Here is a 12,750-nt window from a genome sequence, read left to right as displayed (position 1 = left end):
CTGCAATACCTGCAATGAGCGATTTACTTTATAAGTTCATCTTCTTTAATTCGTTTACAGCATAATCGCAGGCTCGTGCAGTTAACGCCATATATGTAATGGAAGGGTTTACATACGAACTCGACGTCATACAACTGCCATCCGTAATAAACACATTCGGCACTTCGTGCATTTGATTAAACGCATTGAGTACCGATGTTTTTGCATCGTGGCCCATCCGTGCCGTACCCATTTCATGGTTGGCATTACCGGGTGCCGATATTTTTTCACTGACCCTGATATTTTTTAACCCGGCCACCTCCGCCATTTCTGTTGCACGCTCGACCATATCGGCATGCATATTCAGTTCATTTTTTCTGAATGTACAATCGATGGCCACCTGTGGTCTTCCGAATGCATCTGTTTTTGTTTTATCCAGCGTAACACGGTTATCTGCATACGGTAAACATTCGCCATAACCACTGAAGTTGATTTGCCATGGGCCAGGCACACTCAAAGCTGCTTTCAACTCTTCACCAATCAATCCTTCTGCTGCTGTACGTGGCCGTGTGGCTGTAAGAAAATAATGATAGCCTCTTACAAAATCAGTTGCCTTGTCATCAAAAATATTTCTGAAACGGGGAATATACAATTGTGCTGGTCTTCGGCCATAGTAGTAATGCTCTTCCAATCCTTCAAGTGTAGCATTAATACTAACACCTTTATGATGATCCATTAAGTTGCGCCCTACCTGGTCGCTGCCATTTCCTAAACCGTTGGGAAAACGGTTTGAAACGGAGTTCAACAAAATTGCAGCAGATGCAATGGTTGATGCATTTAAAAAAATGATGCGTGCATAGAACTGTTCCGTCTGCTTTGTTTGCGTATCAATAATTTCAACACCGGTTGCTTTTTGCTTTTGCTCATCGTACAAAATTTTATTCACCAGCGAATGCGGACGCACCGTTAAATTACCGGTTGCATACGCTGCAGGAATAGTGCTTGCATTGGTACTGAAATAGGCGCCGAACGGACAACCACGATGGCAAAGATTTCTGGCCTGGCATTGTCCCCTGCCTTTAACCGGTTGTGTAAGATTGGCTGTTCTACCATGCACCGCAAATCTGTTTTTGAATTTCGATTCAATCTGTTGCTTCATGTAACGTTCACCGGCATTAATATCGAACGGCGGTTGAAATTCACCATCGGGTAAATGCGGAAGTCCATCTTTATTACCACTGATACCTGTAAACTTTTCTACATAGCTGTACCACGATGCAAGATCTTTGTAACGGATGGGCCAGTCAATACCATGTCCGTCTTTGAGGTTCGATTCAAACTCCACATCGCTCCAGCGGTAACAGGCACGCCCCCACAATAACGAACGTCCGCCAACGACATCGCCTCTGATCCAATCGTACCGGTTGTGTTCAACGTATGGGTTTTCTAAATCATTCACATAAAAATGCGCATTGTCTTCTCTGTACGAAAAATGGCGGCTTTGTATAGGATGCGATTGTTTTTGCTCCTGTGTTAACTGATTACGGTGCGCAAACTCCCAGCTCTGCATTGTGGCTGTGGGATAATCTTTGATGTGCTCCACATTACGACCCCGGTCGAGTAACAAAACCTTGAGCCCTTTTTCGCACAATTCTTTTGCGGCCCATCCACCGCTGATACCTGAGCCGATTACAATGGCATCGAATGTATTTTGTTTGGTTGCTTTATTGTTGATGTATAAACTATCGCCGGGCATAAAAATCGTATTTGATCGTTTACCTGCGGAAGATAAATCATTTTGCTGTTGAAGAATACAACAGCCCGTTCCGCTCATCAAAGAATCACTTATCTTTAGCAAAACTGCATTATGAAATATGTTCTGCCTATGTTGCTGTTGCTGTGCATCGGCTGTAAAGAACAAGCCCAAAAAGAAACACTTGCACAATTTCTTACGAAAGGAAAGTTTGTAGATCTGAGTTACAGCTATTCGGAACAAACGCTTTACTGGCCCAACAACCCAACAGGGTTTAAACTGGATACACAGTTCAATGGTATAACACCCGGCGGCTATTATTATTCATCCAACGCCTTTTTTTCTCCCGAACATGGCGGCACGCATCTCGATGCACCGGTACATTTTGCGAAAGGCAAATGGAGTACCGATGAAATTCCCGTTGAACAATTGATGGGCGATGCAGTTGTAATTGATGTGTCAGAAAAAGTAATAAACAATGCCGATTACCAGGCCACAGTTGATGATGTGCTGGCATGGGAAAAAGAACATGGCCAGATACCCGATGGCGCCATTGTTTTGTTTAAAACAGGTTGGGGCAAATATTATCCCGATGCAGCGAAGTATTTAGGCACAGCAGAAAAAGGACAGGAAGCAACAGCCAAACTGCATTTCCCTTCAATTCATCCCGATTTGGCAAGCTGGTTAACGAAGAACAGAAAAATAAAAGCTGCCGGTATAGATACACCCAGTGTAGACTATGGACAATCGAAAGATTTTAAAACACACCAGATTCTTTATGCTGAAAACATCTTGGGCTTTGAAAATATTGCGCATCTCGAAGAGTTACCTGCAACAGGAGCATACATCATTGCACTGCCAATGAAAATTAAAGGCGGCACAGGCGGACCATTACGTATTGTTGCGTGGCTGCCACAGTAACAGCCAGGTATAACTGTTTTCGTTCCTGCAATTAAAACCTAACTTACTACAGTGCAAAACCAACCATTACAACCCTGCGGACAGACAAAGCTGTTTTCCATTTACCATTTAGTTGCGGCATGCTTATGTTGCTTTATTGTTTGTACAATAAACGCACAAACTCCGATAAGCAAAGCAGATAGCTTGCGTACCGCATTAACTGCAGAAAAAACCGATAGCAATAAAGTAAACCAGATGTGGCAGCTGGCAGTAGAACTTACCAACTCAAAACCGGAGGAAGCTTTACTGCTTACACAACGATCTTTGTTACTGGCTCAAAAAATAAAGTATGTTGCCGGAGAGTCGAGAGCACTGGCAGTACTGGCCAATACCTTTTTAAATCTTGGCAATTATCCAAAAGCACTGGAGTATAATCTGCAGCGGTTAAAAATTGAAGAGAAACGGAATATACCAACGAACCTTGCAAGTGTATTGATGAATACCGGTATTGTTTATGTGATGGAAGAAGATTACGAAAATGCTTTGCTGTACTACCGAAAATCTGATTCTGTTATTCAGCAATACCAAGTAGCCGACTATGATTACAACATTAACGTCAACAAAGGCGATGTGTTTGATAAACTGAACCACCTTGATTCTGCTTATCATTATTACTATCGCTCTTTGCAGATTGCACGTGAGCAGCAGAATGATGATTTTACAGGTGCATCCATGACGGGGCTTGCACATTACTACCGCAAAAGCAACCTGTTCGATTCGGCTGCACAATACTATCACAACGCTATTCATCATTTACAAAAAGCAAACGACGATCTTATTACCTGCGAAGCAGCACTTGGACTTGCAAAACTTTTTCAGCAGTATGCCAAAAGCGATTCGGCTTTGTTTTATGCCAGCTACTCCAATAATATTGCACGCAAAAGCGGTTTCGCCTCGGAACAATTAAAATCGTCTGACTTTTTGAAAACATTTTACCGTGAACAAAGAAATATCGACAGTGCATTTCATTATTACAACACCGTATTGGTGTTGAACGATTCCATCAACAACAAAAACCGCTTGCGGGATATCCAGTTTATCACCATTAACGAGCAGATGCGCCAGTTGCAACTGGAAGAAGAAAAATTAGCAGCAAAAGAAGAACGCCGTCAACAACTGCAGATGCTGTTCATCGCCATTTTTATTCCTGGCTTTTTTCTTATTACGCTATTGTTGAGCCGCATCCGGATTCCGATACGGTTGATTAAGATCATGGGTATTTTATCGCTGTTGATTTTCTTTGAGTTTTTAACGCTGCTGCTCCATCCTACAGTTAAAGAATTTACACATCATACACCTGTATTCGAGATCATGATCTTTGTGGGGATAGCAGCCGTTCTTATTCCAACCCATCACCGGATTGAACATTGGCTGATTGAAAAGTTATTGCGAAACAGAGAACGCCTTGCAGGTGAGGAACAAAAAATCAGGATTAAGCAAAGCAAAATAAAGCTGCAGCTTAACCCTGATGACAAAAATGAAAAACCTGAATAAATTACTTAGGTTGTGTAGGAACCACAGGCTTTACATCGCCTGAATCCATACCACCCGAGTCTTTACCGGTACTGTCTGGTGCAACCGGCATTGGTTCAGGAGTCGGAGTGGCTACTGTGTCTTTTGTTTCAGCCTTTTCGCCTTCGTTGTTACATGAGGTAAAAGAAACCGAAACAATAAACATTACGGCAAATAAACTCTTGATCAGTTGATTGGTTTTGATGTGCATAAGCATTTGTTTTATCCTATAAGTTTACGATAAGTTTTTGAAACGGCAAACACCCGAAGACTTTTATTCATACGCCGAAACCCTTAACAGCAAAGGCATTGGCTATTTTGCTGCAGAAAGAGTAGCTTTAAGCAAACAAACTGCCATGAAGAAAATACTGCTGCTTTGTACGTTCAGTTTACTGTGCTTTACCCTTGCCTTTGGCCAGAGTATTTATACATTTCAGTTTCGGTTACAAGACTCCGTTACACGGAATGCTTTTCTTGTATTGCAGGCCGATGGTTCTGGTTTTATCCGTTACAAACTGGCAGACGCCTTGATTGAACAACGTATACAGGAAGCACTCACAGATCCTGTTTCTTTTGATGAAGAAATTACATCGGTCTTATTTGAAGGAACAGACAGCAGACTTGTTACAGGTTCTGCACCAATCACAAACTTTGATGTACAGTTCAGCAGCAGCAACGATGCACTTACTCCGGCTGCCATAACCATCAGCGGCAGCAAAGGAAAGCAACCGGCAGGTTCAATCTCGGATATTACCTTCATCGGCAACGAACAACTAAGCAAGGAACAGGTGTTGAACTATTTTTCCGCATCGGAAAACTTTTACATCAACCTGTTCAGTAATTCAACAAGGGCATTGAGTCCGTTAGAAAAAAACACACGCATACACTTAATTATTGTTGCCAATACCAACGACTCCACTGTAGGCTTTGCAGCTAATAAAGACATGGCAGCGGCAGAACAACTGTTTACCGATCTTACCGATGTGATTGGTATTAAACCCATGAACATCATTAAAATTTATGGCAACGGTTACAGCAAAGCAAGTGTATTGAATGAAATAAAAAAGTTTAAACCGCAACGGAACGATATTGTTGTCTTTTATTATACCGGGCATGGATTTCGCACAAAGAAAAAAGCAACCCACTACCCGATGCTCGATCTGCGTTCGAATGCCAAACAGGATTATTTGAAAGAAAGTTTAACGGTTGATACCATTTTTAAACTCATCAAGGATAAAGGCGCACGCATGAATCTGGTGTTAAGCGATTGCTGCAACTGGGATCCGGAAATGCCTTTACCGTATGTAACTGCCGATCCGCAAACAAGAGCCGGTAATCCGGTATGGGATCCGGAAAAAAGCCGGGCACTTTTTCTCAACCCAAAACGAACCAGCATAGTTGGTGTAGCAGCCGATAAAAATCAACTGGCTGTATCGAACAAAAAATACGGCAGTTTCTTTTTTATGTATTTCAGAGATGCATTACAAACAGAGATCTCGAAAACCAATACCAACAAGCCTGACTTTTTAGGATGGCTCAACATTTTTGAATCGACCAAAACTCAAACCTTCCGCAAGTCAAGGAAAACCTACTGCAGCAAACCCAACAGACCAGAGAATATTTGCTATCAAACACCGGTGTTTGTTATTCAGTAGCCTCGTGCGGATAAGAATTGGTTGGCGCAGGATATTTAACGAAATGCTTTTGCTGACTACTTATGAGTTTGTTCCATTGTGTAGTGCCACGTAGATCCTTCATCAACGGATCTTCCTTTAGTACCCATTCGTACTTAAACCCATTCGCAAATGATTTTTTTAACCAATCCAATGCTTTGTTCTTGTCTTTCAACTGAGCATACATGCGGCTAATGCTGTACATGGCCGCAGCATCATTAGGCACTAACTGTAAGTATGCATTGTAACGCTGTATTGCTTCTTTATGTTTGCCTTGTAACAGATACAGTCTTGCAGACAAATCGTACAACGCAGGTATTTGATGAGGATGTACTGTTATTGCTTTTTGCAACAATACTTCTGCTTCTTTAAAATTCGACATGTGCAGGTAATACTTCGCAAGCAAAACCATTTTGTCGTAATTGATTTCGTTACGGCTGTACAGCGTATCCAAACTTTCCAGCGCATCTGTAAACTGGTAGGTCTCGTCATCTGCATCTATCAACTTTAAACGTACACCTGAATTAGCAGGTAACAACTGTACACTTTTGCGGTAATGGGTTGCAGCAAATAAAGGCACTCCCTGCCAACGGTAAAGATCGCCTACTTTATCATGTATATCTGCCGAAAGAGAATCGTTCAATGCAATTAATGAATCTGCCGTTAGTAAAGAACGGATCGCATTCGTTAATGGTTCCTGTATGGGAAAGGCATATTTTACTTCTATAAAACGGTTTACTTCTTCAAACATTTCGGGCTCCATGGCTTGTGCACCATATCTGTGCAATACAATTGGAAGAGGTTTTACTGCATCAGGAAAAAGCGCTTTACGGTCATAATCATAATTAACAGCTTTTTCTTTTACGAGGTAAAATAAAAAACGACCTGCTTTTAAATGCCATTCAGGGTTATCAGGAAACGTACTTTCCATTTGTTGATAAAAAGCATATAACTCATGCTTACCGACATCTTTTTTTTCGTTTTTACGAAACAGCTGAATCACTTCTTCTTCATCATAATAGCGACCTATACGATCCAGCATCAGCCAAAAGCGTTTATGATGTATAAAATTATCCGGTTCAGCCGCAATCAGCTTCCGGTAGTAATATTCTGCTTCTGTGTAATGATTCCAATGGTCGTACATAGATGCCATCAGCTGGTCATTAAACTTCAGGTCGTAATATGCCTTCTTATAGGTACCGTTCATACAACTGGTATCTAACTTTAAAACCGATCTTGCTATAATCGAATCGGAATAGCTTGCAAAGTCTTCTTCACTCATGCGATAACTATTAGCAAGGTTAAACATCACATCTGCCGAGGGCCAATCACGCAAAGCAAAGTAAGCTTTACCCAGGTGATGATAAATGATGGGATCTTTTTTATTGAGCTCAATTACATGTTTCCATTTCGTAATTGCATTCGTATACATCCTCCTATCGAAATAATATTTACCCCATGCATAATAACCGGCAACATCATTTTTATCTACATCAATCGAATCGAACGGGCAAACTACAGGTGGTGGTAATAAATTGATAAAAGGTGCCATCACAACCGTAATACCGGGTTTGGTAAAATTAAAACCCCGCTTCCGTAAGTCTGCTTCATAATAAAACGAATCGGCTAAAGCATAGTTGGTTGTTTTTGTATAAACAGCCGCAAGTCGTTCGAAGGGATAAAAATGTCTGGAGTTATAAAAAATACTTTTGCGCTGCATTTCTTCTGCAAACAAAAAATTCTGTTGCGCCTCGTATAACCAACCGGCGTTGGCGTATACATCCGAATTTTCTGCTCCAAGCTGTCTTGCCTTTGCAAAAGCGTCTGCGGCAGCTTTATAGTTTTTCTGTGCAGTATATAAACTCAGCAAATTACTCCAGGGTATGGCCCATTGCGGCGACAGATCAGCTGCCTTCAAATACATTTCCTCCGCATTTTTAAACTTCTGTTTATACCAATACAAAACACCCAAAGTATTGTAGATGTAAGGCGCTTCTGTTTCCAGCTCCAATGCTTTTTGCTCCAGCTGAAATGCTTTTTCAATTAAAGCCGAAGGATCTTTCGTTAACGGAATTTTCAACAGCAAAGCAACACCACCAAAATAATATTGGTTTACCTGCAGAATATGTTGCATATAAGAATTATCCGGATCAGTTAACTTCAACGCCAACGCATACAGCTTCGGATACATATCATATCCATTGGATGCTGCATTGTAATACCTTCTTTTCTCCAGTTCTGCTGCATCCCCTTCGAGGTATTTGTTGATTACTTCCTGTGCATGATTGTGCAGCAGAATAACCAGTTTGCTGTTTAATTTTTTTAAAGATGTTTCATCTGATTCAAGCAATTGCTTTACTTGTTTGAAATAATGAATGGTTTTACTGATTTCATTGAAGTCGGTACCGTTCGCTTGCACAAGATCGCCTTCCATCTTTTGAAGATGCAGGGATACAATGGCAGGAGCAATGCTGTTTTCGGGCAGTTTCAACAAGGAATCGTAAGGAATAGAATTATAAATTTTACTACGCTTCAACTCCTCATCTGCTTTCTCCAACAATTCAAATGTTGTAAGATTTAATGAAGCACCTGCAACAGGAGCAGGCATTACAGCTGCACTCACCGGTGCCTGACGTTGCTGCACAAGCAACTCGTTATTACGAAATGCAAGCTGAAACATATCGGGACCGCTTACAACCGGTTTCTGCTGATGTTTTTCACGAAGTAATATTGGGTCTTTTGCAAATGAAGAATCAAGATAATTGCGGATGTCTTTCACTCTAATTACATTCTCTGTACTATTTGCAGCAAAGCCCAACAAGCCGTTTACCAGGTAATACGAAAAAACACCTCTGCCTCCACCCCATGCTTCATCTTCCATGGCCAATTCTTCCGGCCCGCAGGAAGTAATCCGTATTTCATTATTCCGGGCTGTACGTTGCTGTTCTGCTTTTAAAAAGTTTTCACGGAAAGAAGTACCGGTTAGAGATCCGGAATGACAGGCATCTGTAATGATGATCACCTTTGCTTTATTGTCAACCGATAGTGTAGTAGCAAACCGGTTTACATCTTCAATACGCACGGCATTGTTGATATAGTTGGTACGGGGTGTATTATAGGTCAATAAAAAACCAAGTTTAAAAATAGTATTACTTTCCCTGTCGCCATGACCGGCAAAATAGAAATACACCAGGTCGTTTTCTTTTACTTCTTCGGTTAGCCAGTTGAGTGCTTCGTAAATAGCAGCCGTTGTTGCTTTTTCGTTGAGTAAAAGCCGCAGATTTTCTTCCTGGATTTGTCCGCCTTTTTTAGTGCGTAAATAATTGGCAAACGCTTCCGCATCTTTATTGGCATAACGCAATGTGGTGATGCCTTTGCTGGCATATTCCGACACGCCGGCTACAACGGCAAAAATGCGGGGTGCTTGTTGCTGCGCAACTGTAGCAACACAGACGAACAGCAGCAGAATGGCTGATAAATATTTTCTCATATGCAGTTTAACTGGAATAAGATAAAATATTTACTGCAGGATTGCAAACGACCGGTTAAAACAGATGAGCAATAACTCTACTGTCCATTGATCCATGCCTGCAGAATGGCCTCCTGCATGGGCGTTGCACCTGCCCTGCGTACAAACTCAACCGGTAATAGCCGGGTGTCCATTTCGGTAATTTCAACTTCATCGAATATTCCTACCAACCACTTGTCTGCAACGCATCATGATAACGATATTCACCTGGTTTAGTGATTGAAAGAGTATACTGAAGCACCAGCTTTTCCTACAGTTACCGGGCAACGGAGTATGTTGCCAGAAAGAAAAAGATAAGTGCTATTGCGCTTGATTGTAACAGCGCTTTGAAAAACCTGCTCATGTTGATTGTTCTAGGCATAACAAGGAAAACGACACAGCAAACGACTGCTTTTTGTGATAGTGCAAGTACTCCATTTACCATACCCGATAAAAGTCTGCTGTTGAAGAAGTATTGAGATACAGCATCCTGTTTAAAGGAACACCCGTAAAGCATTTTCAAAATACCCGGTGGGACTAACAGCCATTCATTTTATTAAAAGTACGTACTTATATTTTTAAATGCTACTGCTTCCAATTATCTGATATTAGGAAATTACACTTAATTAAAAAACATAGTGTACTAAAGTATATCGGGCATTATAAACATCCCATTTTTTGCATATATCTTGCTTTTCAAATACGCAGCACCCACTGCAACCCAAATTCTAAATCCACAAAACCATCTTATGAAAAAAAGCATTTCTTTTTTCAAGGGTAGCCTTTTTGCAATAGCTATCCTATCTACACAATTTCTTTTCATTAAAAAAACCGAAGCACAGTGTACAGATAATACCGCTGCTACCTCTTACGCCAGTAACAACGGATCAAGAGGAGCCATGTTTAATATAACAGCTATCAACACAATAACTGTTACAGGTTTTTATGCAAACCTTTATGGAGGCACTACTGCCAAGTATGAAATTTATTACAAAGCAGGAACCTATGTTGGCTCCGAAACCAATGCTGCCGCCTGGACCTTAGGCGGTAGTGTAACCAGTTTATATGCAGCTGCAAATAATGTACCTACCGATATTCCTATTCCCTTAAGTGTTACCATTCCTGCCGGTGAAACCTATGGATTTTATGTTACCAATACAGCCAGCGGCGGATTGAACTATACAAGTTCCGCTGCTACCAATGTAACGCTGGTAACAGATGCCAACTTAACTATGACAGGTGGTGTAGGTAAATCCTATCCGTTCGGCTCTACCTACAGTTACAGATTATTTAATGGTACTGTACGTTATTATGTAGGTGCACTCAACGAAAATGCAACCCTGTCGAACAGCAATGCTGTTACCCCGGTCATTTCTCAAAATGGTGCAGGCAGTACGATATACGGAGATGGTTGCACAAAACTGATTTGTAAAGTAACAGCATCAGGGGCTCAACCTATTACAGGCTCAACAACGGCAAAGGTGTGGATTGAAAGTACCCAGCCTTATGGTTATGTAAAACGCCATTACGAAATTACCCCTGCAACAAATGCATCTACAGCTACAGGAAGAGTTACACTTTATTTTTCGCAGGCAGAATTTGATGCTTACAACGCAATTCACAGTACCAAACTTCCTACGGGACCAACAGACAATAGCGGAAAAGCTAATTTGCTTATTGAAAAAAGATCGGGTACAAGTAACAATAATACCGGTTTGCCAAATACTTATACCAGTACGGTAGTGACCCTCGACCCCGTTGATACCGATATTGTATGGGATGCCACGAACAACCGTTGGGCAGTAAGCATAGATGTGAATGGGTTTAGCGGTTTCTTTATTAAAACGAACAGTACAACACTCCCCGTTTCGTGGTTACAGGTTAATGGTCATGTAAACACAGAAAATAAAGCTGTGCTAACATGGAAGGTTGACGAAAGAGATGTGTTTCAATATGTAGTAGAGAAAAGCAGTAACGGAATACAATTTACAAAGCTAATTGAGGTAAACAGTACGGGTACTGGTATAAACAATTACCGTATTACCGATCAGGAAATAAATAACCAAACAACATTTTATCGCATAAAGCAGATTGATTTGAATGGGCATACTACTTATTCATCCATAATTAAATTGTACAACAGACAAAATACAAGCATCAGCATTTTCCCGAATCCCGTGATATCCAGTATGACGGTCTCTGTAAGTCGTACTGATGTTGGTTCTACTGCACGCCTGTTAGATAAAGAAGGACGTACACTACAACAATTTACAATTACGCAACAAAGTTTTACTGTTGATATGAGTAAATATGCCGCCGGTATGTACATTTTGCAGTTAAGCAGCGGCAATATTCAGAAAATTACAAAAGACTAAATTTTAATTTCTTTTCCAACCAATCAAGGCCATCGAATGATGGCCTTGATTGGTTCTGTAACCAGATACGTTTGGAAATGTTTTAATAACGTCATCAATATGATACCGCAGCATGCAACTTCTACCACAGTTCTGTTACCGATGCAGCAAAAACCAAATCTATCGGCGCATTGGTTACCTCCCAGCTACCCTCTTCTAATTCCGCTTCCAATTCGCCTGCATCCCATCCACAGTAGCCGATAAACAGCCGCACTTCATGTATACTTAATGTACCGTTGTTCAGCAGCTGTACTGCTTTTCTAAAATCACCGTTCATATACACATCTGCAGCTACCAGATCACCTCCTTCAACTAAATCGGGACGACAATGCATAAAATAAAGCATATCTGTCTGCACCGGACCTCCTGCATACAAGGGTACAGGAATTGAATGTTTAAATTCTTCAAGTTCATTAAAGTTTCGTGGGAAAGGTTGGTTGAACACATAACCAACAGCGCCCTTTTCGTTATGCTCGGTGATAACGATGGCTACCTTTTCAAACTCAGAATCATCCAGCAAAGCTGTGCTGATGATGATCGTGCCCGCCTTTATATTCATATCCGTTGTTTTATTTGCGCTACAATTTACAAACTACATCGAAGAGAATCCAATGACGGCGGGCAGCAAGCAGGAAAATCATTGAGCTTTACAGGTGCTGTTTTATTTTCTGCTCATCCATTTGATAGTGAGGAAACTGGTGCTTCCACTGCTGCACCACCGATAGCAAAAAGTGTTTGTAGTGATCTGTAAGTGGCTTTGTAAATGAATGCAGTGTTTCACTTTCTTTATCAATACGTACTTCACCAAGTTTTTCATGATAAAAGCAGCATTGCTTTTTACAGGAAGACAAGTAAATCATTACCTGGAATGTAGCATCATCAAATCTATACCATGCAGAAAGTGTTTCCTGTACCATCGGGGTAATGGCAGAATTGTTCATAGCAAAGCAA

9 protein-coding genes are annotated in these 12,750 nt (G+C 41.0%); 4 read left to right on the top strand and 5 right to left on the bottom strand.

The window, feature by feature from the left end:
• Positions 1–28 precede the first annotated feature (28 nt).
• Positions 29–1,735 carry a GMC oxidoreductase gene (locus IQ13_RS00750; protein ID WP_144883535.1) on the bottom strand — a complete coding sequence of 569 codons (1,707 nt, stop codon included), beginning with the start codon at positions 1,733–1,735 and terminating at the stop codon, positions 29–31.
• Between the two features lie 111 nt (positions 1,736–1,846).
• Here IQ13_RS00750 and IQ13_RS00745 point away from each other — a divergent pair, with 111 nt between their 5' ends.
• Together IQ13_RS00745 and IQ13_RS00740 are read left to right on the top strand one after the other, a co-directional pair.
• Positions 1,847–2,653 carry a cyclase family protein gene (locus IQ13_RS00745; protein ID WP_144883533.1) on the top strand — a complete coding sequence of 269 codons (807 nt, stop codon included), beginning with the start codon at positions 1,847–1,849 and terminating at the stop codon, positions 2,651–2,653.
• A 183-nt stretch (positions 2,654–2,836) separates the two neighbouring features.
• Positions 2,837–4,186 (top strand): tetratricopeptide repeat protein, encoded by a 1,350-nt coding sequence (locus IQ13_RS00740; RefSeq protein ID WP_144883531.1) that lies wholly within the window; start codon positions 2,837–2,839, stop codon positions 4,184–4,186.
• A gap of 1 nt (position 4,187) precedes the next feature.
• On the opposite strand, the gene IQ13_RS00735 is transcribed toward IQ13_RS00740, so the two are convergent.
• Positions 4,188–4,415: a hypothetical protein gene (locus IQ13_RS00735; RefSeq protein ID WP_144883529.1), complete on the bottom strand. Its 228-nt coding sequence runs from the start codon at positions 4,413–4,415 to the stop codon at positions 4,188–4,190.
• Between the two features lie 37 nt (positions 4,416–4,452).
• On the opposite strand from IQ13_RS00735, the gene IQ13_RS00730 reads away from it, so the two are divergent.
• Positions 4,453–5,859 (top strand): caspase family protein, encoded by a 1,407-nt coding sequence (locus tag IQ13_RS00730; RefSeq protein ID WP_144883527.1) that lies wholly within the window; start codon positions 4,453–4,455, stop codon positions 5,857–5,859.
• Here IQ13_RS00730 and IQ13_RS00725 read toward each other — a convergent pair.
• Positions 5,849–9,367 (bottom strand): tetratricopeptide repeat protein, encoded by a 3,519-nt coding sequence (locus tag IQ13_RS00725; protein WP_144883525.1) that lies wholly within the window; start codon positions 9,365–9,367, stop codon positions 5,849–5,851. The two genes, IQ13_RS00730 and IQ13_RS00725, sit on opposite strands and share 11 nt — an antisense overlap.
• 767 nt (positions 9,368–10,134) lie before the next feature.
• Between IQ13_RS00725 and IQ13_RS00720 the strand changes: the two genes are divergently transcribed.
• A complete protein-coding gene (locus tag IQ13_RS00720) occupies positions 10,135–11,760 on the top strand; it encodes a T9SS type A sorting domain-containing protein (protein ID WP_144883523.1) in 1,626 nt (541 codons plus the stop codon).
• 121 nt (positions 11,761–11,881) lie between these two features.
• On the opposite strand, the gene IQ13_RS00715 is transcribed toward IQ13_RS00720, so the two are convergent.
• Both IQ13_RS00715 and IQ13_RS00710 read right to left on the bottom strand, forming a co-directional pair.
• On the bottom strand, positions 11,882–12,358 hold the full coding sequence (locus IQ13_RS00715) for a YqgE/AlgH family protein (protein ID WP_144883520.1): 477 nt from the start codon (positions 12,356–12,358) through the stop codon (positions 11,882–11,884).
• 88 nt (positions 12,359–12,446) lie between these two features.
• Positions 12,447–12,740: a hypothetical protein gene (locus tag IQ13_RS00710; protein ID WP_144883518.1), complete on the bottom strand. Its 294-nt coding sequence runs from the start codon at positions 12,738–12,740 to the stop codon at positions 12,447–12,449.
• Positions 12,741–12,750 lie beyond the last annotated feature (10 nt).

It is taken from the genome of Lacibacter cauensis (assembly GCF_007830055.1).
GTDB classification, from domain to species: Bacteria; Bacteroidota; Bacteroidia; order Chitinophagales; family Chitinophagaceae; genus Lacibacter; species Lacibacter cauensis.
The sequence above is the reverse complement of the archived record's forward strand: the minus strand, read 5'-3'. Positions and strand labels throughout refer to the sequence as shown.